General features: G+C 60.1%; 13 protein-coding genes. 11 read left to right on the top strand and 2 right to left on the bottom strand.

Translation table 11 applies throughout. The features are described 5' to 3' along the window. Nucleotides 1-1,754 (bottom strand): cache domain-containing sensor histidine kinase (locus tag ACESLM_RS18685; RefSeq protein ID WP_372633087.1); only part of this gene is annotated, 1,754 nt, incomplete at its 3' end. Then, nucleotides 1,735-2,979: a response regulator transcription factor gene (locus ACESLM_RS18680; protein ID WP_372633086.1), complete on the bottom strand. Its 1,245-nt coding sequence runs from the start codon at nucleotides 2,977-2,979 to the stop codon at nucleotides 1,735-1,737. The genes ACESLM_RS18680 and ACESLM_RS18685, both read right to left, overlap by 20 nt. A 190-nt stretch (nucleotides 2,980-3,169) precedes the next feature. Between ACESLM_RS18680 and ACESLM_RS18675 the strand changes: the two genes are divergently transcribed. From ACESLM_RS18675 to ACESLM_RS18625, 11 genes are all read left to right on the top strand, one after another. Then, entirely contained in the window at nucleotides 3,170-4,279 is a 1,110-nt protein-coding gene (locus ACESLM_RS18675) for a peptidylprolyl isomerase (protein WP_372633085.1), read from the top strand. Between the two features lie 134 nt (nucleotides 4,280-4,413). After that, nucleotides 4,414-7,803 (top strand): sugar-binding protein, encoded by a 3,390-nt coding sequence (locus ACESLM_RS18670; RefSeq protein ID WP_372633084.1) that lies wholly within the window; start codon nucleotides 4,414-4,416, stop codon nucleotides 7,801-7,803. A 95-nt stretch (nucleotides 7,804-7,898) separates the two neighbouring features. After that, complete coding sequence (locus ACESLM_RS18665) at nucleotides 7,899-10,064, top strand: hypothetical protein (RefSeq protein ID WP_372633083.1); 2,166 nt, start codon at nucleotides 7,899-7,901, stop codon at nucleotides 10,062-10,064. 26 nt (nucleotides 10,065-10,090) lie between these two features. Continuing rightward, entirely contained in the window at nucleotides 10,091-12,253 is a 2,163-nt protein-coding gene (locus ACESLM_RS18660) for a beta-galactosidase (protein WP_372633082.1), read from the top strand. A gap of 834 nt (nucleotides 12,254-13,087) precedes the next feature. Next, complete coding sequence (locus ACESLM_RS18655) at nucleotides 13,088-14,851, top strand: cache domain-containing sensor histidine kinase (protein ID WP_372633081.1); 1,764 nt, start codon at nucleotides 13,088-13,090, stop codon at nucleotides 14,849-14,851. Between the two features lie 6 nt (nucleotides 14,852-14,857). After that, a complete protein-coding gene (locus tag ACESLM_RS18650; RefSeq protein WP_372633080.1) occupies nucleotides 14,858-16,417 on the top strand; it encodes a response regulator transcription factor in 1,560 nt (519 codons plus the stop codon). Between the two features lie 112 nt (nucleotides 16,418-16,529). After that, entirely contained in the window at nucleotides 16,530-17,885 is a 1,356-nt protein-coding gene (locus ACESLM_RS18645) for an ABC transporter substrate-binding protein (RefSeq protein ID WP_372633079.1), read from the top strand. Between the two features lie 21 nt (nucleotides 17,886-17,906). Then, the gene (locus tag ACESLM_RS18640) at nucleotides 17,907-18,794 is read left to right on the top strand and encodes a carbohydrate ABC transporter permease (RefSeq protein WP_372633078.1); all 888 of its coding nucleotides are present in this window, start codon (nucleotides 17,907-17,909) and stop codon (nucleotides 18,792-18,794) included. A gap of 14 nt (nucleotides 18,795-18,808) precedes the next feature. Next, entirely contained in the window at nucleotides 18,809-19,645 is an 837-nt protein-coding gene (locus ACESLM_RS18635; RefSeq protein WP_372633077.1) for a carbohydrate ABC transporter permease, read from the top strand. 30 nt (nucleotides 19,646-19,675) lie between these two features. Beyond that, nucleotides 19,676-21,709 (top strand): hypothetical protein, encoded by a 2,034-nt coding sequence (locus tag ACESLM_RS18630; protein ID WP_372633076.1) that lies wholly within the window; start codon nucleotides 19,676-19,678, stop codon nucleotides 21,707-21,709. Between the two features lie 4 nt (nucleotides 21,710-21,713). Then, nucleotides 21,714-23,246 carry a glycoside hydrolase family 183 protein gene (locus tag ACESLM_RS18625; protein WP_372633075.1) on the top strand — a complete coding sequence of 511 codons (1,533 nt, stop codon included), beginning with the start codon at nucleotides 21,714-21,716 and terminating at the stop codon, nucleotides 23,244-23,246. Nucleotides 23,247-23,386 lie beyond the last annotated feature (140 nt).

The following is a 23,386-nucleotide window of genomic DNA, read 5'->3' as shown; positions in this document are numbered from 1 at the left end:
GGCTCCTTGCGTATGCGCACCGTGACGGTCGTGCCTTGCCCGCGCTCGCTGCGAACCTCCAGCCCGCAGTCGCCGCCGTATTCCAGCTTGATTCGCTCCTGCACGTTGCGAAGTCCGTATCCGCTGCGGAACAGCGCCTGATCGCCGGCGGTCTCGAGCGGCCGGTCCTCGCGGAAGCCCACTCCGTCGTCCGTCACCTCGAACACGATCATCTCCCCGCTTGTCTCTGCGGTTACCGTAATCAGACCTTTGCCGCGCTTTTCGCTGATGCCGTGCTTGATGGCGTTCTCCACGAGCGGCTGCAAAATCAGCTTCAGAATGCGCAGCTGGCGCACCTCGTCGGGGATGTCGTAGCGGATCTCGAATTTGTCCGGAAACCGCATCAGCTCGACGGTGACGAAGCTTTGCACGAGACGGATCTCTTCCTCTACCGGAATGAATTTGTCCCCCTTATGCAGGCTGATGCGGAAGAAGGTCGCCAGCGAAGCGATCATTTTCTCGATGTCGGGCTGCTTCTTGAGCCGCGCGATCCAGGCGATCGCATCCAGCGTGTTGTACAGGAAGTGCGGATTGATTTGCGATTGGAGGGCGACCAGCTCCATCTTGCGCTGTTTCTCCTTCTCCTCGTCGTTCTCGGTCAGCAGTTGGTTGATGCGCTCCACCATCTGGGAATAGCTGTTTTCCAACTCGTTGATCTCGTCGCCCCGGAGATGTCGCGTCTCCAGCGCCTTCAGCCCGGTTTTGCCGATCGTGCCGATCTGTCTTCGCAGACGCAGTACCGGATCGGTAATTTTCGCGGCCAGAATCAGGGACAACGCCAGCAGGAAAAGGAAGGTCACGGCGGCGAACGCGATCGCGGCCCGATTGCCCTCGGACACGGCCGTCAGCAGCTCGGGGCTGGAGACGACGCTGACGAACTTCCAATCGATGCCGAGCGCCTGCAGCCTCTTGTTCAGCGGATACGTAATAACCAGATGCGATTGGCCGTTCAGCGTCACCGAGCGGTAGCCTGCGCTGCCGCCGGGATGGAGCAGATCGGTTTCCGGCAGATCGTCCCCCAGTCTCGATTTGTCCGGGTGGGAGACGAGGCGGTTGCCGTTGCCGGCGATGAAGGAATAGCCGAGCCCTTCCATGCTGTTCTCGTATACTTCGTAGAACTCCGATTCTTTAATGTAGAAAATAAGGTCTCCGATGTTCTGTCCGGTATTGAAGTTGCGCAGTCGCTGTCCGAAAGGGATGTAAGCCGTTCCGTCGAGACTGTGCTTAACCGTCCCCACGACCGGAATGCTGGAGGTGCGAATCCGGTGCAGGAACAGGTCGTCGGGCCGTTCCACGATCCGGCTGTCGTCGAGCAGGCGATAGGAATCGGAATTCCCCGTAATGACGAATACATCGCCGATCAACTCGTTGCGGTCGATGGTCTGCGCCGCGAGCGATCGGAAACGGTTCTGCTTGTCGGCCGGAGCCAATCCGTCGTCCTCGATCAACCGATAGATGTCGGAGTTGACCAGAAAGCGCAGAAACAGCATCTGGATGTCGTCGACGAGCAATTCGATGCTGAGGCCGATCTGGATGTGGGTTTGCTCGACGTGCCGATACAGGCTGTTCTTCAAATATTTCTGGGAGAACACGTTAAACACGACCAGCATAAGCGTCAGATGCAGCGTTAATCCGGCCAGCAGGACGAAGACGATCCGCGACCGGATGTTCAGCCTCCGCAGCCCTCCCGCCGCGTTATCCTTCTGTTCTTGCATATTCGCTCGGCGTCATTCCCGTCATTTTTTTGAAAATCTGGCTGAAATACTTCGCATCCCCGAAGCCGACCCGGTCGCTCACCTCGTACACCCGGTATCGGGGGTCGCGCAGCATTAGCTTCGCTTCTTCGATGCGGCATTCCGTCAAGCATTCGTAGAATGTCTTGTTCAGCTCTTTGCGAAACAGGTGCATGAGATGGGTAGGGCTGACGAACACCTCGGCGGCAACCTTCTCGACGGTAATGCTATCGGAGTAGTGGCGGCGAATGTACGCCAGCGCTCCGCGAATTTCCCGCCGGGTCGCCATCTCGCCGACGTCCTCGGCATACCAGACGCCTCCGACGCTGGATGCGGCTCGTTGGACAGCCTCGACCGCGCTTCCGTAGGAAACGTTCAGCTGTCCGGAAGTCCCCGCGAGTTTGCCGATGCCGATAGCCAGTTCGAGTTCTCCGGCTTGTTTCGCGCGGGCGGCTAGCCCGTAGCCGAAAGCCCGGATACGGCCTAGCGTCTCGCTCCATTCCCCGGATGCCGCCAACACGACGGTCCATTGCCCCGGGCCGGACGGCACGATGGCTTCGGCCTGCAAGGAATGCGCTTTCAGTTCGGCGTCAACGACCGCCTCTCCGACGAGCGCGCTGCCGGAAGCGGAAGGAGAGGAGGCGCGCTCCTTCGGCTCAAGCACGACGGCGATCGCGTATTCCGACTGCTCCTCAAGCCCCAGCAGCCGACGCTTGCTCGCGATTTCTTCCTCCTGCCGGATTCTGCCGTGCAGAAGATCGAGCCAGAACTGCCGGGATATGGCCGGAAGCTCGCCCTTCAACTTGCCGTAGTAATCGCGATCGCGCAATCTTGCCTGCGCCTCGAGACCGATCGCGCGGACGGAAGCGGCCAACTCGTCGGTATCGACCGGCTTGAGCAGATAGGAGGAGGCTCCGTGGCGGATCGCCGCCTGAGCGTATTGGAATTCGTCGTACCCGCTCAGCACGATGATCCCGGCGTTTAACCGATATTCTTTTAATTTCTCGATAAATTCGATTCCGTTCATGTAAGGCATGCGGATATCCGTTACGATCACGTCGGGCTCGTGCTGCATCGCCAGCGTCAGACCGTCCGAGCCGTTATCCGCTTCTCCGACAATCTCGATGCCGTGCGAGGCCCAGTCGATCGTCTCTCGAATGCCCATGCGCACCAAATATTCGTCGTCGACGACAAGCGCTTTCAACATGCTGCTCACCCCAAGTTAGACTGATCGAATGCTGCTGTATAACCCTTTCGACAATTCGAGGACAAAAACCTTCCTCGCCGCCAAGCTGAGCAGGATGGCAAACCATTTCGCAGCATTCCGGGCTACAGCGCGGGGAAAAGGGCGTGATACGATGGGCGGGAAAACGCATCGGAACAGGAGGAGACGGGGGATGGATGACGGAGGACAAGGAGCGGGGAAGAAGGAGCGTTCGGCGGCGTATGTCCTGGCGCTGATGCTCGCGGCTCTGCTGCTGGCGGCGGGTTCGCTCGCTGCGGGGTACGGCTGGGCGGATTCCGGCTCCGCATCGGAGCAGCGGGAGCTCTCGGTAAACGGCGAGCCCGTAACCGCGGAGGAGCTGGCGCTGTACGTCAGCCGGAATCGCGCCCTGGTGGCCGATTACTTCCGGCAAGCTTACGGAGCCGAGTACTCGGAGGATTTCTGGTCGGCTTCGTTCTCCGGAGAGGCTCCGCTGCTGAAGCTGAACGAGGCAGTGAAGGAGCAGCTTGTCCGTACGAAAGTCGAGCTGCAGCTCGCCAAGCGCGCGGGCGTGGAGGAGAACATCGGCTATGAGCATTTTCTGGAGCGGCTGAAGATCGAGAACGCACGCCGAGCCGCTGCGGTCGAGCGCAACGAAGCGGTGTATGGCCCGACGCGGCTGGATGCGCGGAGCTACTACTTCCATGAATTGACGCTGATTCGCCAAGCTGCGATCGAAGCGATGCTGGCCAGCGGAGCTCTCTCTGTGACGGAGACGGAACTGAAGGAGCAGTATGAAGCGTACAGGACGCTTGCTGCCGAAGCAGCGGGAACGACGATCGCGCAATGGGCTTCGCTGGCGTACGGGGATGCCGCAGGGGCTCCGACCAGGGAGCGGGCTTACGAACGGATGCGAGAGCTTCAGTCGGCGTTGTCCGCTGGAGAGGCTCTGGAGGAGACAGCCGCTCTGCTTAGTATTCCGTTTGCGAGCGCGACACTGAACGAGACGACCCGTCGTTCGTACGCATTGGACCATCCGTTGGCGATCTTGGCAATCGACGGCATGGAGGCCGGAGAGGCAAGCGATGTGCTGGAGGAGAACGGAGCCTTCCATCTGATCCGGGTAGAAAAGAGAACGCCGGCTGAGGCGCGGGAGTATGAGGAAATCCGCGGCAGTATGGCCGAGCGGCTGGCGGAACGGAAGTATGAGCGGCTTGTCGAGGCGGAGGCAGGCGCGGCGGATGTCCAATGGGACGACGGATCGGCGGCGGCGCGGATTGGCCGGGTTCTTGGAATCGAATAGGCGGAGCAAGGCGATTTTGCGCAGGGTGGTCCTCCTTTTCACAGGATCGTCTACTGTCGAAAGCCGCTTTTTCTCTGCTAAAGTTCAAACTGCACGACAGAAAGAAAGCGCTTTATTAAAAAGGAGGAGACAAGATGATGTTCAGAAAAGGGTTAAGTCTGATCTTGGCTGCGCTGCTGTTGTTTACGCTCGCGCCCGTGATGCCAAGGGCCTTCGCGCATGCGGAGGTTACGATTAACGATCCGCTCGAGAATGGCTCCTACGTGTACTCGCACACCGCAAACTGGCTCTTCGATACGACGAACCCGTCGTATTTCGGAGGAGATGCATCCAGACTCGTCAGAACGAACACCGCAACGGCTTCCATTGTCTATCAGCTTCAGCAGATGCAGGAATTCAGCGTGGTCGCGCACGCGTATTCCTCTTCTGCCGGAACGGTCAAGGTGTACAGATCCGCGAACAATTCGACCTGGACGCAAGTGCCCACCGTGCAGAGTACGCCGGTGTCCACCGGCAATCCGGCATGGAAATCCTCGATCTATTCGCCGGCGGCCGCCCTGCCGACAGGAACGCAATATTTGAAAATCGAGCTGAGCGGCGGAAGCGCGAATTGGCATCTGCAGCTCGGTTCGGTCAGCGTCTCGAACGTGTCCTCCGCTCCCGTCACGATAACGGATGAGCTTGCGGACAACTCCAAGCTGCATGCGTTCACCTCGGGGTGGACGATCGATTCCACGAATCCGGCCTTCTTCGGCGGGGATGCGAACCGCAAAGTTCGTACCGGTCTGACGTCGCAATCGATTACGTACCATCTGCACAACATCCAAGCCGCCTCCGTCAAGCTGCACAGGTATGCCGGCTCGACAGGCGCGCTGAAGGTGTACGGTTCTCCCGACAATACGTCTTGGACGGAGCTGATGACCGTTCAGGATACGCCGGTGTCGACGGGAGATCCCGTCTGGTCGTCCGCCAATCATACCCTTGTCGGCAAGCCTCCGGCAGGCATCCACTATTTGAAAATCGAGCTGAGCGGCGATGTGGCCAACTGGCTCATGCAGCTCGGATCCGTCACCTTGTCCAATGTCTGGGGCGGGGTAGGCAGCACGGGCGGACTTGGAGACTATTACGTCGACTCCGCGAGCGGCGACGACGGCAATGACGGTCTGTCTCCGGGAACCGCCTGGAAGACGTTCGCCCATGTCAACAATACGATCTTCGCGCCGGGCGATCGCATTCTCTTGAAGAAGGGAGGCATCTGGAACGGGCGGCTGTATCCGAAGGGAAGCGGGGCTTCAGGCAATCCGATCACCGTTGCGTCGTATGGAACGGGCGATCGTCCGATCGTGAACGGAGGGGGGATGGCCGGAGCGGCGGTCTATCTGCGCAACTCCTCGCACTGGGTCATCCGCGATCTTGAGGTGACCAATTACGCGCCGGAGCGGGGCGACGTCTTCCGCCAGGGCATATTCGTCGAGAATGCCGGAGGCGGTACGCTGAGCGGCATCGAGATTGCGGACAACTACGTGCACGAGGTGTCCGGCAGCTTCAGATATCCGGTCGTGGCCGGATTTAACGGCGGGCCGCACGCTTTCGGCGGCATCTCCGTCTATGTCGGAGGAAGCGTGGGCACGGACAAGTTCGACGGGGTGCTTATTCAAGGCAATTTGGTGGAAGACGTCGGACGGTCCGGCATCGTCGTATGGGATCAGGTGTGGAACGGCGCAGGATACGCGACGACCAACACGGTTATCCGCGAAAACTCCGTCAAGCGCTCGGACAGCGACGGCATACTGACGTTCGGCGCGGACGGCGCGCTGATCGAACACAACGTGGCCGAAGGGATCGGCTGGTATTCCGAGCCGAACCAGTTCAACGGCTCCGCGGGCATCTGGCCGACGCGCGGCAAGAACAACGTCGTGCAATTTAACGAAGCGTTTAATACCCGCCGCACGGAAGGCGACGGACAAGGCTTTAATCTCGATATGGATTCCAAGGACAGCATCGTCCAATACAACTACAGTCATGACAACGAAGGAGGATTCGTGCTGCTTGTCGACGCTCCGAACGTGCCTGGCGTCGAGAACGGCTCGGAGAACAGCATCGTTCGCTACAATATCAGCCAGAACGACCGCAAGCATCTGATCACCTTTGCCGGAGGCGTCACAGAAGGAACGGAAATCTATAACAATACGTTCTATATCGGCAAAAACCTGCACACCAAAATCATCGATCATGAATGGGACGATGCCGGAAACTTGAACGGGCATTATTCGTTCAAGAACAATATCGTCTACAATCTCGGCTTGGGAGATTACAAGCTGCCGGGCGTGAACGGGGTGTTCGACAGCAACCTGTTCTACGGCAATCATCCGGCCAACGAACCGTATGACGCCAACAAGATCACGGCGAATCCGCAGCTGGTCGCCCAGGGAACCGGAGCGACGGGCTGGAGTACGGTGTCGGGCTACATGCTGAGAGACGGCTCGCCTGCGCTTGGAGCGGGGGCCGTCGTTGCGAACAACGGCGGAGCGGATTATTGGGGCAATGCCGTCTCTGCCGCGGTTGCGCCTAATATCGGAGCTTACAACGGAGAGGGGATCGATCCGAACACCGTTCCGTCTCCTCCGGATGACGAGTTTACGCCGACCTATTTTCACTATTCGTTGATTCCCGCCATCGCAAATGACGGGTCCGGCGACAAGTCGCTGAAAATCGTCTTTGCCAATCCGACCGATTCGGCCATGGCGATCTCGGACCTCGCCTGGAGCGTGGGGACGTTAAGCGGCTCGGAGACGTCGATTCCGGCCATTGCTCCGCATTCGCAATGGACGTATACGGCGACCTTGTCCGGGCTAGCCGAGGGCGTGCTCTATCCGGTGGAGGTTACGGCGGACATTGCCGGATACGAGCCGCTGCAGGTCAACCGGACGATCGATTTCAACCGCGTGCTTCATAAAACCGATACGGCAAGCTCTGCGGTCATCGATCTGGCGGACGGCGTCAATCTGGTGACGGGTTACACGGGACCGGGCGATCTAAGCGGACAGGTCGAGCTGCGCTGGGACGCCGCCAATTTGTATCTGGAGGCGGACATCGTCGACAACGTTCATTCCTTCGATTCGGACGGCTTTATGATTTTCCAGAACGACGGCTTGCAGTTCAGCATCGCTCCGGGCTTGCCGGGAGAGGCGCAGGGCTGGTACGAATACGGCATTTCGCAGACGCCGAGCGGACCGCAGGTCTATCGCTGGCTGGCGATGCAGGGAACGGCAACCGGCAGCGTGACGGCCGCTTCGCTCTCCGTAACGAGAGACGAGGTCAACAAAACTACCTCCTACAGCCTGGCGCTTCCGTGGAGTGAGCTGACTCCGATTGTTGCGCAAGCTGGCGGCGTGCTCAGCTTCTCGCTGGCCGTCAACGACAACGATGGAGCCGGGCGCAAGGGCTATATCGAATGGGGTTCGGGCATCGGCGGGGCGAAGGATTCGACGCTCTTCCGCAGCGTCGTTCTGATGCCGGATTGACAGCTTTGCAAACCATTTCGCAGAGTTGACGTCTGAACGGGAGAACGCCAAGGTGGTACGATGGGCGGGAAGACATGATGAGGGAGGCTGCGAGTATGCGCGCTCTTGTGTTCAACCCGGACAATCTCGTTCCGCTTAGCGCGTTCACCGTCTTGGACGGCGATCAAGGGACGGTAGACATTGCCGTTCGCCCGACAATGATGAGCTATGTCCTTCGCAGCGGAGGCAGGCTGTCGATCGCCCGTTCCCATAACGGAACGGTAAGCATAGTGGAAGCCGACGCGTTCGACGCCGAGGCGGGCACGGTTGCGGTAAAAGCCGGAGACGGCGGCGTGGCGGTCGTCGTCTCCGGTCTTCTTCGCAACGAGTTTCCGATTGCGACGCATTGGGATGCCTCTCTGCGCGAGGGGCGAGGCGGGCCGAGAGAAGGCGCTTCCGATGCAATCGGCGAACTGAAATTGGAGATGGGGGATGGGAACGGGACCGAGCCGGGGATCGGGACCGTCACCTCCTCGTTGGAGATCAGGGACAACCGGCCGGAGAGCCCTTACGCGTTCGATACGGAGCGTCTGGGCTTGTTCTCCGCGAGGCCGGGGGAGTCCGTTCGCCGCGCTCCCGGCTTCGACCGCTATATCGGCGACGTCTACAGCCTGTACGGCGTGCCGGAGGAAGTCGCGCTGCTGCTGTCGGCGGAGGCGCTGAAGATGACGGGGTACCCGGTTATGTTCCGCAATGCGGGGAGTGGCAGCGGAGGGCCGGTCAGCGGTCTTCCCGTGTTCCAACTGTTCAACAATCACGTGATTCGGGATGCGGAAGGAATCGGCAGCTTGGCCAGCTTTATCGTGCCGCCGGGATGGTCCGAAGACCGCTCCGGCGGCTATTCGTGCCTGTTCTCCGGTTATTACGATCAGAACGAGAACGTATATCGTCATTGCGGCCTGCCGCTGATCAAGGCGATTGGCAGGGCGATGGAGCATACGGAGCAAGGAAGCGTCGGCATCGTCTGGAACGGCGGGGGCTCGATCGGCACGCGAACCCAGCATCCGTCCGCATTCGGCCAGTTGAATTTACTGTTCCGGCTCGCGGCGGACCGTTACGCCGTTAACCCTCATGCCGTCGTTACGGTCGGAGGCTCGCGCGGCGGTCTGACGGCGCTTCTGGCAGCCTGCAATCCGCTGGCGGAAGGGTATGCGGTCCAATATGCGCTGTGCTACGGGGTTCCTTTCTCGCTCTACGGTCCGGCGGCCGATTTGCTCAACGTCTCGTATCCCGCCCGGTGGGAGGCGATCTGCTCCGATATGGGTCTCAAGCACGCTTGGCGGCCCGGATGGAGGGACGAAGACGGACGAAGTGCCGTCGAACGTTACTGGCACAATACGTTCGGCACGGCGGACGAGGAACGGATCGCTCGGGAACTGCACCCGCAATCGGAGCGCATGCTTAATGCGCTTAAGGAAAGAGGTGCGCGGGTGTGGCTGAACTCGTCCACGCACGATCCGTTTACGTCGTTCGCGCCGGCTCTGGAGTGGCTGCGCCGGGCTCGGGCGCACGGCATTCCGGTTCGACACGAGATCGGCCACCGTCACGGGCATAACAACTGCACCGACTTGTACGAAGCGGCTGTTCGCTGTCTGGCGGCAATCGCGTCGGGAGAGGAAGCGGTGTCGGACGAGACCGTTCACTATCGGAGAACGGGTGAAGGAACGGACGTATGGACGCGAACGGAGAGCTACGTTCCGGAGCGGCAGCCGGTGTTCTTCGAGGGACCGAAGCTGGCAGTCGCCGGACTGACGGCGGCGCTGTCGGTGTACGGCCCGCCGGGGACGGGCTACAGGCTGGCGATTCGTCCTGCGGCGAGGGGCGGGGTGGAAGCGAATGCGAATGCGAATGCGAATGCGAGTGCGAGTGCGAGTGTGTATTCGGACGCAAGTTCGGATGCGCCCGAAGCGGGCGAGCTTGTGCTAATGGAAGGGGTTCTGCCGGCACAGGACGACCCTCTGACGTGCTCGTACGCTTCGGCGACCTGGGAGGTGCCCGGTTCGCTGGCAGGCTCTGCGTATCTATACCAACTGACGTACTGCCACGATCTCTCTGCGGGCGACTGGATTGACGTTCCCTCCGCTAACGTGCCTCATCCCGGAACGGATAGACCCCGCCGACCGGAGCTGACGATTACGGCGGAGGTTCCCGATTTTACCGGTCCGGCGTGGTTTGAAGCGACAATGGTCAATTTTATCGGCTGGGGCTTAAGCGAGATATAAATCGGTCTGACAAGGAGACAGCATAGATGACGGAGAACGATTCGTTTATTCCATTCGGTTTTCAATATTACCGCTCGCCGACCCCTTATCGGGATCAGTGGGAGACGGACTTGCGCCGAATTGCGGACAAAGGCTTTAATTGCGTGAAATATTGGATACAATGGCGGGCCAGTCACCCCGAGGAAAACCGCTTCGAATTCGTTGATGTGCGCGAACTGATGGATCTGGCCGAGCGGAATGGGTTGAAGGTCGTGCTGAACGTCATTTTCGACGTGGCCCCTGCGTGGTTTTACAGGCGTTACCCCGACTCGGTCATGATTGCCGCGGACGGCTATCGGTTGGAGCCACGGGCGCTCAACAGTCGGCAGATCGGCGGGGCGCCCGGACCGTGTTATCATCATCCCGAAGGGCAGCGGGAGAAAGATCGCTTCCTGACCGCAGCGGTCGAAGCGTTCAAGGATCATCCCGCCCTGTGGGTGTGGGATCTGTGGAACGAACCGGAGCTGACGACCAGCATTCGGCGGGAGCTGGCATTCGACAATCAGGTGTGCTATTGCGGCCGCTCTACGGCCGAGTTCGGGGAATGGCTGCGGAGAAAGTATGTCGATTTGCCCGCGCTCAACGAGAAGTGGCAGCGGACTTACGGCTCTTGGGAAGAGATCGAGGCTCCCCGCGGCAAAGCGGTCTTCAACGATATGGTCGATTGGCGGCTGTTCATGTCGGATGCGCTGACCGGCGATCTGCGCAGGCGGGCCGCCGTCGTCCGGGCGCTCGATACGCAGCATTCTGTCATGGTGCATACGGTGCCGGGGCCGATTTTCAATCTGATTACGTCCGGTTCCGACGACTTCCGGCTGGCAGAGCAATGCGACCTGTTCGGCAACAGCCTTGGATCTTCGGCGTGGTCGGCGGATTTGCTCCTGTCGGCGGCCGAAGGCAAGAAGGTCATCAATTCGGAAATTCATGCGCTTCCCGGGGATACCGCGATGAAGCCCAAGCAGCTGGAATGGTCGGAGCTTAAGCGACATATTCTGATTCCGCTGGCGCGCGGCATAACGGGGTACTTGTTCTGGCAATATCGGCCCGAGGTGCTCGGGCATGAGGCGCCGGCTTGGGGCAGCACGTATTTGGACGGGAGCGACACTCCCTGGTTGAAGGATATGGAGAGGCTCAACGAGCGGATTCAGAATTCGAAGGAGGAGCTGCTGCGAGGGAGCAGGCCGTCGGATCGAATCGCGATTCTGTACAGCCCCGAGAACCAGATCGCCAACTTCGCCGCTTACGGTCATCTGGATACGTACTTCGAATCGGTTCAGGGCGCGCACAAGCTGCTGCACGACCTCAATTACAAGGTCGAGTTTCTGCACGGAGGCCAATTGACGGAGGAGTCGCTGGCCCGTTACCGATGCTTGTGGATGCCGTATCCTCTCTATCTGGACGAGCGGACTTGCGCGGTCATTCGCGCATGGATAGAGGGCGGAGGACGTCTGGTGTCGGAATGCTCCTTCGGGGCGCTGCAAGCCGAGAACGGCTCGCACAGCTACAAGGTGCCAGGCTACGGCTTCGACGAAGTGTTCGGCGTGCGCGAGACATGGATTCACTCCGTCCAGCATCTGGAGCACAGCTATCGGGAGGAGACGGTAAGCGAAGCCGGGCGCATTCCTCTGCAGAGCTGTGACGGGGAGGAGCTAAGCGGCGCGTATTACAAGTCGGACGTTGTCGCTCGCCATGATGTAGAGACGCTCGCCCGCTATGCGCAGGGTAATGCTCCTGCGATTACGCTGGCGGACTGCGGAAAAGGGAGCGCGATGTGGATAGGCACGCTGCTCGCATCCGCTTATTGGCGGGATGGCGGAGCGGGGACGAGGTCCTTTTTCCGCAGAGTGCTTGAAGAGAAGCTGGGGGTGAGCGCCTGCGTGAAGGTAAGCGTTGACGGCGTGCGCGCGGACGTGTTGACGGACGGTTCGGAAGCGAACGGCGAAGCTCCGGTCGCTCACCTGTTCGTGCACGGCTGGGGAGAAGAGCGCACGGAGGCGATCGTCGAGCTTCCGGGCCGATACGCGGCAACGACTCCCTGGTTCGAGGACGGAGAAGCGCGCATCGAGTTCAGCGGCGATACGACGGGGATCAGAGTCGCTATCGAGCCGGGGGATATCCAAGCGTTCCGCTTGGCGCTTACTGAACATTAATGAATGGAGCTGTACGACCAGAGAGAGGCTTCGTCAGCCGTTTTGCCCATGCGCAGCATGGGCGGAGCAGGCTTGACGGAGCCTCTTGCCGTTCGCGATTCGGCGTCGGAGTTTATCGTTTTCTGCCTCTTTTGGCCGCTATCCCGTCCACTCAGCTTTTCTGCGCCACATTCGGAATGAGTACGCAGTGCCATTTCCCTTCTTTTGACGGTATCCCGTCCAATCAGGCTGGTCGTACGCCTCCTGTGAGATCGGCCATGCCATCCACACATTTGTCTGTATCCCAACAGCTCAGAAATCTGGTTATCGTGTGGAAGAATGGATGCAATCGGCGCGCAACTGGATGAGGCTCTCAACTGACTCAAAGGGATAGCGGCAAAAGGGGGGGATAACGGTAGGCAGCGGGAGTACGAACTGACCGGAGGGGATAGCGGCAAAAGGGGGGGATAACGGTAGGCAGCGGGACTACGAACTGACCGAAGGGGATAGCGGCAAAAGGGTGGATAACGGAAGGCAGCGTGAGCGCGAACTGACCGGAGGGGATAGCGGCAAAAGGGGGGATAACGGAAGGCAGAGGGAGTACGAACTGACCGGAGGGGATAGCGGCAAAAGAAGTTGAAAGTGGAGCGGGGAGGAGCAGACGACCTGATGATAGGGGGGAGTGTGAAATGGGAGAAAGGAGACGAGGGGGCTGCCTTTGTTCAACCCACCGCCCGTGAGCTCAAAAACGGTCAATTTAGGTTAAACTTCCCACTTAATTTGTTAAAGATCCTCCCGCCAATGTCGTCTAAAATAGATGTAAGCGCTGTATTTTTGGGGGTGAGGGGGAGTCCAATGTTCTATTCCATTCGTACGCAGCTGATCGCGATGATCGTCCTGCTCATCGTTCCATTCGTGCTGATGGGGTACTTTTTCTGGAATCAGGCGGCTACCGCATTGAGGGACTCCATCGAGACGACGACGGTGCAGACGATGAACCAGTACGCCGATTTCGTAGAGAGCTCGACGTCCCAGGTGCTGAATACGGCCAATCAGATTCTGAGGAACGACGCGACGCAGAGCTGGATTCGTTCGCGAATCGAGGCTGTAAGCCCGTCCGAGGCGATTCAAATGAACATCAAGATGAGAAAATATTTCGACGCCGTGCTGAGCAACACCCCGGCGGTGTTCTCGGTCAACGTGTTTTACGAGGAATGGGATTTGTGGAATTTGGAGGGGGACGAGTACCTCGGCAGCGAGTGGTACAAGGATTACCGGAACGAGGGAGCGCGTTGGTCGTCCGCCCATACCGACGATCGGCAGAACGGCACCTACCAGAACAGCGAACGGGTGAATGCGCTCGCCTATCCGCTGTCCGACCTGCTGAACCTGCGGGAGGCCGGGGTGCTGAAGCTCAACATGAAAACCGCCGCGCTGCAGGAGCCGCTGGACAGGCTGACGCTGGGCAAGACGGGCAAGGCGTTTCTGCTCGATGCCGAGGGCGCTCCCGTACTCGATCAGAGTGCGGAGGAAATTCCCCCGGCGTTGCTCGCGCGGATTCGCTCTCCGGACTGGAAGGGGCGCCAGGGCACGCAAGTATACCGGGACGACGAACGCAGCGCCATCTATTTCTATCAGCAGATGGAGACGACCGGCTGGATCGTGGCGGGGACGGTATCGGAGAAGGAGCTGTTTCTGGAAATCACCCGGGCGAGGCACAACGTCATTCTCGTCGCCGCCCTGCTGTTCGTCGTGGCCGTGTCGCTGGCGTTCTGGTTTTCGTCGGGCATCGCCAATCCGATCACGCGCATGGTGCGTTCGATGAGGTTCGTCGAGGAGGGCGATTTTCTGAAGGGAAACGCGGTCATGACGCCGAGCAGAAGCAGACAGAACGAGATCGGATTTCTGACGGCCAACTACTTGAAGATGGTGCAGCGCTTGAAGACCTACATCGAGACCGAATTCGCGCAAAACCTGAGGAGGCGCAACGCGGAGTACAAGGCCCTGCTGCTGCAGATCAACCCCCACTTCCTGAACAACACGCTGGAGGTGATCTCCTCCCTCGCGGCCCAGGGGCGCAGCGGGCATATCGAGCAGGTCGTGAGCGACCTCAGCCTGATGCTGCGCTCTTCGCTGCGGACGGATACCGAGCTGATCTCCGTGGTCGAAGAGCTTCGAATAATCCGCGCCTATACCTCTATTCTCTCCGTCTGCTACGGGAGCCGAGTCCGGTTCGAGATCGCGGACGATTCCGTTGCCGAACAGGTGCGGATGCCAAAGCTGCTGCTTCAGCCGCTCATCGAGAACGCGGTCAAGTCCAGCGTCGGGCTCGTCGAGGTCGCGATCGTCTCCATCCGAATCCGCGAGACGGAGGAGGGGCTCGTCATCGTCGTCCAGGATAACGGAGTGGGCATGCCGGAGGAGGCGCTGAGAGATTTGCGGGCGGCAGCCGAGTTGAAGGTGCCGCGGGATGCGCTGGACATCGGCGAGAAAGGCATCGGCTTCACTAACGTGATCGCGCGAGGAAGAATGCACTACGGCTCGCGATTCGTCGTCGACATTCTCAGCGCTCCGGGCCAAGGCACCGAAATTACGATGATTATCCCAATCCAGAGGTGATCCGAGATGTATAACGTCATGGTCGTGGACGATTCGGCCGAGATCCGAACGGGGTTGAAGCTGAAGCTGAACTGGCGGGAGTACGGCTTCGACGTTGCGTCGGAGGCGGCCAACGGCGCCGAGGCGCTGTCCCTGCTGGCGGACCGGAGGGTGCCGATCATCATTACGGACATCCGCATGCCGGTCATGGACGGACTCGAGCTGCTGCAGCAGTGCGCGCTTCGTTACCCCAAGACGAAGACGGTCGTCCTCTCCGGATACGACGACTTCCCGCTCGTGCAGACCGCCATTCGCAAAGGAGCCAAGGACTATTTGCTGAAACCCGTCGTCAAGACGGAGCTTGCCTCCGCTCTACTGAAATTAAAGAGGGAACTGGACGACGAGAGAGAGCGGCTGCTGGCGAGAATCGTCCGCGAGGAGCCGCTGCCGGTCGAAGCCGCGGCGATGATGGCCGCATACGGCATGCCCGAATGGTCGCAGGAGGACCGCCCCGTCGTCTTCGCGACCTCGGAGCTGCGCATTCCTCCCGGCCGCCTGTCCGGCAGCGGCGCGTACGGGGCCTCCTTCAAGGAGGCTTACCGGCTGCTCGCGCGGGAAGTCGTCTCCCAATGGGAAGACCGCATCGTTGCCTTCGAGGACGTCCATCTATCGGATCGGATTCATTATATCGCTTCATCCGCGGAGTCGCCGGAGGAGGAGGGGGAGTCTCTGCTCTCCCGGTTTTCGGCGGATTTGAAGGAGAAGGTCGTTCGCTTCTTGCGGCTTGAGGTGGTGGTAGGCATCGGTCATTCCGTGCTCGGACCGGCGGAGTGGAAGGCGGGACTGGAAGCGAGCCTGCTCGCTTTAAGCCGCAGCCGGCCGGAGCGGGTGTCGCAGACGGTGTTCGAAGGGACCGAGGGAAACGAGGAGGGGCCGCAGCCCGCGCTGCTCAAGCAGTTCGTCCTGGCGATCGGTCAGGCCGACGAAGGCGAAGCCTTGCGGGCGCTGGAGGCTATCTCCGAAGCGGGCAGGCAGGCCTCGGTGCAGGCTTTCTCCATGTTCCTTATCCAGCTGTGCCTGACGCTTGACGAAACCGTCCGCGAGCACGGGCTGAAGGAGTTCGATCTGCAGCGGATGCTGTGGCCGTACATCAATTCCGCCTGGGGGTGCGAGGCGCTGGAACGAATCGTCGGCAATATCCGCGACGTCTCACTGCAGGCGATCGCGTCGTTGAAACGCCACAAGGTCAGGGGAGGGGCGGAGGAGACGATCGAGGCAATCCGCGGATATATGCTGGCGCATTACGCGGAGGAGCTGACGCTGTCCGCTATCGCCGAGCGGTACCATTACAACGTCGCCTATTTGTCGGATCTTTTTCGCAAGCTGACCGGCTGCACCTTCAGCGATTATTTGCTGCGCATCCGCATGGAGCACGCCTCGCGCCTATTGCTGGAAAGCGAGCTCAAGATCGCGAGCGTCGCCGAGCTGACCGGCTTCTCCAGCTCCGCCTACTTCAGCAACGTGTTCAAGGGCTACTACGGCGCAGGTCCCAACGAATACCGCAGGCGAGCCGCCGATCCATCCTGAACGAAGTCCAAAAATATTGCATCCCATCGTCCAAAACGGCTGTATGTAGCCCCGGCAGCCGCCGTGCTATCCTGAATTCGCAGTCATCAATCTTGTCTAAAGGCGGGATAACATGCTCAGGTTGCGAAAAATGATGATCGTGCTGCTGATCGCGTGCTTCGGCATCGCGCTGCTGTCGGCTTGTTCGACGAAGGGGTCGGGCGGGGAAAACGCGGGAGCGGGCGGCGCAAGCCATGGAACAAGCGTGGAACCAAACAAAGGGGACGGCAAAAAAGTAGAAATCCGGTATTGGAGGCACGACTTCGCACCCGAAGTCCAAACGCTCTGGAAAATGATTCAATCGTTCGAGGCGCAAAATCCGAATATCAAAGTCAAGATGGAGGTTATTCCTTACGGGGATTACGAAACGAAGATCCGCACGGCTCTGGCCGCGGGCAACGCGCCGGACGTGATCGGCCTGGACGGCCCGACGCTGGCCGCCTACGCCCATCAAGGCGCGGTTATCCCGCTCGACGCGTACTTCGAAGCCGACGGGAACAAGGAGGACATCGCCGCTCCGGTGCTGGCGAGCTTGACTTACAAGGACCAGATTTACGCCGCCCCTCTTAACGATGCGAGCATCGGAATGTTCTACAACAAGAAGCTGTTCGAGAAGAACGGCATCGAGCTACCCTCCAAGGATCCGAACCAGGCGTGGACCTGGGAGCAGGTGCTGCAAGCGGCGCAAAAAATCAACGATCCGGCCAACAAGGTGTACGGCATCGATCCGGGCTGGGGACTGGGAGAAGGGGAAGGCTCGACGTTCGTCAAGCTGCCCTTCATCTGGCAGGCCGGCGGAGAGATTCTCAGCCCGGACGGGACCGAAGTGAAGGGCTATCTCGATTCTCCCGAGTCGAAGCGGGCTTTGTCCTTCTTCTCCTCGCTGTACAACGAATACAAGGTCGCGCCGAAGGAAATTCCTCCGGAAGCGTTCGAGACCGGCAAGCTGGGCATCGTCGTCAACGGCCCTTGGGCGATCTCGGGCTTCGCGACCTCGCATCCGGACTTCAAGCTGGGCGAAGACTGGGATATTGCGCCGCTCTGGAAGGACGCCAAGCAGGTCACGCCCAACGGAAGCTGGAACATGGCGATCACGAAGGATTCCAAGCAGCCGGACGCCGCATGGAAGTTCGTCAACTGGGTAACCGGCGTCGAAGGCGCGAAGTTCTGGTACCAGGAGACGAAAAACTTGCCCGCGCGCCTGTCCACGGCAAGCGCGATTCCCGAGCTGACCGAGTATCCGATGAACATTTTCGTTGAGCAGTCCAGCAAGTTTGCCCATCCGAGACCGGTTACTCCGGCGTACCCGGTCATTACGACGGCCGTCTCCAAGCTGTTCGCCGATCTCGGCGTCGCCGGGCGCAATGTCGACGAAGCGGTCGCGGAAGCAGTCGCCGCCATCGACAAGGCTCTGGAGAAGTACCGCTGAGCTGACGGAGGGGGCGATAGCATGAAAATGAATTCCGCATTCGGCAAACAAGAGGAGCGAGCGGCATGGCTGTTCGTGCTGCCGGCGGCGGTCAGCCTGGCATTGTTCACGTTCTACCCGATGCTGAACGCGCTGACGATCAGCTTTAAGGAATACAGCCTGATCAATCCCGAGGCCGTCTTCGTCGGACTGGCGAACTACAGCGGCCTGCTGTCCGATCCCAAATTTATCAACAGTCTGCTTCATTCGTTTCATTTCGCGCTGGTTGTCATTCCCGTACAGACGGCGCTTGCGCTAGGGCTGGCCTTGCTGATCTATCGCAGCTCGTGGGTAACCGGTCTGTTCCGGACGGTCTACTTCATGCCGGTCGTCATCGCCATAGGCGTAGCCTCGACGCTGTTCAAGCTGATCTACAACCAGGACTACGGACTGCTGAACAGCCTGCTCGGCTTCTTCGGGGCGGGGCCGGTGTCGTTCCTGTCCGATCCGAATCTGGCACTGTACGGCATTATGCTGCTCGGCATCTGGAAGTCGGCGGGCTTCTTCATGATCATTTTCGTGGCGGGGCTGAACGGCATTCCGAACGACCTGTACGAGGCGGCGGAGGTGGACGGGGCGACCCGAGTGCAGAAGTTTGTCAAAATCACGCTGCCGCTGTTAAGAAGAACGCTGACGTTCGTCATCATTATTACGACGATGGACGCTCTGAAAATTTTCGTCCCGGTCGCACTCGTCACGGGCGGCGGTCCGGCGGATTCGACGACGACGGCCGTGTACTACATCTATAAAATCGCCTTCCAGCAAATGGAGATGGGCTACGGAACGGCGGCCGCGTTTATTCTGTTCGTCATCGTCATGTGCATCTCGATCGTGCAGCTGCGCTTGCTCAGAACGGACGTGGAATATTGAGGAGTGGATCGGCTTTGGAACGCATAGGACATCTCTTGAAATGGATCGTCATGATCGCCGTCGCCCTGATCTCGCTGCTCCCGATCTTCTGGATGGTGATGGGGGCGTTCAGGCCGCGTCAGGAGCTGTTTCAGTACGTGTCGCTCGAATGGCATCTGTTCATCCCCGTCGAATGGACGCTGCAAAACTTCATCGATCTGTTCAGCGATTCGAGCAAGCCGCTGGGCAGATTCATCAACAATACGCTGCTGGTCGCCGTGTCGGTAACGCTGCTGTCGCTGCTATTCAATTCAATGGCCGCCTTTGCGTTCTCCAAGCTCAGGTTCCGCGGCCGCGGCATCGTCTTCGCGGTGTTCCTCTCCGCGCTCGTCATTCCCGGAGAGGTGACGATGGTTCCGACCTATTTGCTCGTGCACGCCTTCGGGTGGATCGACAGCTTCAGGGCGCTGATCATACCGGCCGCGGTATCGGTGTTCAGCATTTTCCTGCTCGTGCAGTTTTTTGCGGACGTGCCTCGGGAGCTGCTGGAGGCGGGTAAAATCGACGGCGCTTCATGGCCGGGCATCTATGCGAAAATCGTGCTCCCGTCGATGGTGCCTGCGCTCATTACGATGGGGCTCATTACGTTTCTCGGGCAGTGGGACGCCTATCTGTGGCCGCTGATCGTCATCAACGACGAGAGCAAGCAGATGCTTCAGGTCGCCATCGCGACCTTCACCAACCTGCAGGCGACGGAGTGGGGGAAAATATTGGCCGCGGACACGGTGGCCTCCGTTCCGATCCTGATCCTGTTTCTGTTCCTGCAAAAATATTACGTGCAATCTATCGTGAACTCGGGAATTAAAGGCTGAGCCGCCCGGAGGATGGAAGGAGTATCGCATATGAGACCTGTTCACGAATTGGTCTGGCTGGATTCGGCGTTCAAGAAATTCATCGGGTCGTTGACCTGCGATTGGCTGAGCGGCGTACGGCCCGACATCGAAGTAACCTATCCCCGGGAGGGCGTCGCCAAAGTAAGCCTCGCCTTCCTGCTGGAGGAGGAGGCGCGGCAGGACGATTGGCGGATCGAGCTGCGGCCGTCGTTCGCGCCGTCGTTCCATTGGGTTCCCCATCTTGCTCCGACGGACCGGCACATCATCGACCAGCATGTTTTCCGCGCTCCGGCGCTGATCGTGCATGACGGCGCGCGCAAGCTGACGGTCATCCCCGACCTGGACGTACTGGCGGGAGCGGGCGAAGAACCGCGGTGGTACATGGACCTCGACGCTTCGAACAACCGTCTGACGCTGGGCATGTGCCGTACATCGGTGAGAGAGCACGTGCTGTTCGTGCGCGAGCCGGGCGCCGTTTTTCCGAAGGGGCGTACGGAGTTCGGTTTTTACGTGCTGGCTTCCGACGACGCGGAAGGGATCGCCAATCCGTGGCGGGACGCGTTGGCGTTCGGTTGGGAGCGCTGGGGACGTCCTCTGCTGGAGAGGCAGGATGGAGGACGGCTGGACGTCTATGCGGAGCGGGCTTACCGATGGGCGTTCCGGGAGTGGGAGCCGGCAGTATGGCAGAGCTTCGCGGTGGACGGCAAGGAGGTCGGGGCTCCGGCTTTTATCGTCAACGTGACCCAGAGTCCGAACTACCCGGGACCGTATCGTCAGAGGGAGACGCTGTCCGTATGGAATCAGGCGTGGTTCAGCTCGCTTCGCTCGGCGCATGGCTTGTATCGCTATGCGCGGCTGACCGGGCAGCAGGAATACGCGGAGCGTGCCAGACTGATGAAGGAGCTGGCGCTGGCCGCTCCGCAGACGGAAGGCTTCTTCCCGGCGGTCGCGGCCACGGAGACGGAGCAGGTCGAGGTCGACGGCCAGACGTGCAGCCGCTCCAAAGGCTGGTCGACGCTATACTGGGGCAATTCCGATCGCAATCCGTTCGGGCTCGGCATTCGCGAGGCTCCGCTTCACGTGCTCGACATGAGCTGGACCGCTCTGCTGATGCTGCGCTGGCACGAGGAGCTGGAGCGCGACGAGCGGCTGGCAGAGTATGCGATAACCTATGGGGATGCCTTGCTGAAGCTGCAGGATGAGCGGGGGTTTTTCCCCGGCTGGATCGACAAGGCGGATTTCCGGCCGTGCGGCGTGCTCGATCAATCTCCGGAGACTTCGCTTTCCGTCACTTTTTTGCTTAAGCTGCATGAGGCTGCCGGTAGGCCGGAGTACGCCGAGGCGGCGTACCGGGCGATGGATGCGGTGTGCGCGGAAATCGTGCCGGAGGGCCGCTGGGAGGATTTCGAGACGTACTGGTCCTGCAGTCGATGGGGACAGGAAGGGCTCGGGCGCAAAATCGAGCGGAACAACCTGTACAAGCAGTGCAATTTCTCCATGTTCTGGACGGCGGAAGCGCTGCTGGCCTGTTACCGGGCGACGGGCAAGGAGGCGTACTTGCGGCTCGGACGCCGCTGCCTGGACGAAATGCTGATGACCCAGGCGGTATGGCAGCCGCCGTACATTCACGTGCCGGCGCTCGGCGGCTTCGGCGTCATGAACGGGGACGGGGAATGGAACGACGCCAGGCAGAGCCTGTTCGCCGAACTGATCGTCCAGTACGGGATGGAGCTGAATATGGACGAGTACAAGGAGCGGGGAAGGGCGGCGCTGCTGGCTTCGTTCGCGCTCATGTACTGTCCCGAGAACGAAGCGGTAAAGACGAGATGGGAGCAGGCATGGCCTTTTCTGAACGAAAGGGATTACGGCTTCATGATGGAAAATTACGGACACGGCGGAAGAACGAGCCCGACGGACGATCCGATGGGCGAATTCACGATCTTCGACTGGGGCAACGGCGCGGCCGCCGAAGGTTATCTGCGAATGCGGGAGCGATTCGGGGAAGCGTTCGTAGCCGGACAATCCAAGACGAGAGGCGGATGAGAGCATGGCGGGAAGAAGCTGGAAGCTGTTGTTGGTAATGGCGTTGGCGCTGCTGTCGGTCATGCCGTACGCCGGGCCGGCGGGCGCGGTGACTCCCTCGAACGTGACGAAAGTCGCGCGCGTGACCGGCGCTACGCCTGCAGGCGAGACGCTGCCCAACCCGAACCAGACGCATACCAATTACCAGGTGGAAGGCACGGATCTGGGCATGATGTGGGACAAGGGCGGCGGGGAGATTTTCGTGCTGTTCGGCGATACGTTCGGTCCCGGCTGGTGCGGCGACGGCGGCTGCGGCACCGGATGGAGGAGCAACGTGCTGGCGAAGTCCGCGGATGCGAATCTGGCCGACGGGCTGACGTTTGCCACGATGATTCAGGATACGCCGGGCCATGCCAAGGAAATTCTGTCGTCCAAGAAAATCAACAACGACGAGATTACCGTCATTCCGACGGCGGGAGTCACGGTCGGAGCCCGGCACTACATCCACTACATGTCCGTACACCATTGGGGAGACCCGGGCATGTGGTATACGAACTATTCCGGCATCGCGTATTCCGACGACGACGGGCAGACGTGGACGAAGCATCCGACCGCGAGATGGCAGAACAACGCGGCCTGGAGCAGCAAGTTCCAGATGGCCGCGTTCGTCAAAAGCGGCGGCTACGTCTATATGTACGCGACGCCGAACGGAAGATTCGGCAGCATCTACCTGGCCAGGGTGGCGGAGGCCGACATGCTGAACATCGGCGCTTACCGGTATTGGGACGGCAACGCCTGGAACGCCTCCGAGGCGTCGGCCGCGCCGGTCGCGATCGGGATTGCCGGGGAAATGTCGGTCGTCTACAACACGCATTTTAACCGGTACGTCATGGCGTATCTCAATCCCTACACGGAGGCGCTCGTTATGCGGGACGCGCCCTCTCCGACGGGACCGTGGAGCGGGGAGAAGATCATTTTGCGGGGCAGCGATTATCCGGGCATGTACGGCTCGTATATCCATCCGTGGTCGAACGGCGGAACGGAGCTTTATTTTCTCATGTCGGAGTGGGGGCCTTACAATACGTTTCTGATGAAGGCGGATTTGAGTCCGGACGCCTTCGGCGCGAATATGATCTCCGAGCCGGGCTTCGAGACGCAGGCAGCGACGACGCATATGGCGCCTTGGTATTTGCAGGGGCACGGGGGAATCGACCGGGGGCTCGGCTTTGCGAGAACCGGGCAGAACAACGGCTTCGTCCGCTACAACAGCGGTTGGAACGCCCTGAAGCAGAGCGTCGCGGTTCAGCCTTATACCAATTACACGCTGAAGGGCTGGATTCGGACGTCGGCCAACAACGACAGCGGCTATTTCGGAGCGCGCGGGCCGCTGAACGGGCCGATCCGGAACGAAACCCGGTTTTATGCCCTCGCGAACTATACGGAGCTTACCGTAACCTTCAATTCCGGCCCCGATTCGATCATGGAAATCTACGCCGGAATGTGGGCGAACGGGGATACGTGGATCCAACTGGACGATGTCAGCCTCGTGAAAAATTAGCGGCGTTTGCGGACCGGGCTGCCGGCGTTCGTGCGCGGGGGCCGGGGAGCTGTGCCGAGCGCGCTGAAGGCAGGATGCTGCGTCGGAGTCGGGAGTTGCGTCGAAGCTGGATATCGCGGAGGGGACGGAGCGGAATCCCT

Origin of the sequence: Cohnella sp., from assembly GCF_041641335.1 — a bacterium.
Lineage (GTDB): Bacteria > Bacillota > Bacilli > Paenibacillales > Paenibacillaceae > Cohnella.
This window is presented reverse-complemented; position numbering and strand designations above follow the sequence as displayed.

Excerpts from the sequence above, each read along its gene's own strand:
- ACESLM_RS18625 (WP_372633075.1), top strand. The coding sequence starts at position 21,714 with ATGGCGGGAAGAAGCTGGAAGCTGTTGTTGGTAATGGCGTTGGCGCTG.
- ACESLM_RS18660 (WP_372633082.1), top strand. The coding sequence starts at position 10,091 with ATGACGGAGAACGATTCGTTTATTCCATTCGGTTTTCAATATTACCGC.
- ACESLM_RS18645 (WP_372633079.1), top strand. The coding sequence starts at position 16,530 with ATGCTCAGGTTGCGAAAAATGATGATCGTGCTGCTGATCGCGTGCTTC.
- ACESLM_RS18655 (WP_372633081.1), top strand. The coding sequence starts at position 13,088 with ATGTTCTATTCCATTCGTACGCAGCTGATCGCGATGATCGTCCTGCTC.
- ACESLM_RS18680 (WP_372633086.1), bottom strand. The coding sequence starts at position 2,979 with ATGTTGAAAGCGCTTGTCGTCGACGACGAATATTTGGTGCGCATGGGC.
- ACESLM_RS18640 (WP_372633078.1), top strand. The coding sequence starts at position 17,907 with ATGAAAATGAATTCCGCATTCGGCAAACAAGAGGAGCGAGCGGCATGG.
- ACESLM_RS18650 (WP_372633080.1), top strand. The coding sequence starts at position 14,858 with ATGTATAACGTCATGGTCGTGGACGATTCGGCCGAGATCCGAACGGGG.
- ACESLM_RS18665 (WP_372633083.1), top strand. The coding sequence starts at position 7,899 with ATGCGCGCTCTTGTGTTCAACCCGGACAATCTCGTTCCGCTTAGCGCG.
- ACESLM_RS18670 (WP_372633084.1), top strand. The coding sequence starts at position 4,414 with ATGATGTTCAGAAAAGGGTTAAGTCTGATCTTGGCTGCGCTGCTGTTG.
- ACESLM_RS18630 (WP_372633076.1), top strand. The coding sequence starts at position 19,676 with ATGAGACCTGTTCACGAATTGGTCTGGCTGGATTCGGCGTTCAAGAAA.
- ACESLM_RS18675 (WP_372633085.1), top strand. The coding sequence starts at position 3,170 with ATGGATGACGGAGGACAAGGAGCGGGGAAGAAGGAGCGTTCGGCGGCG.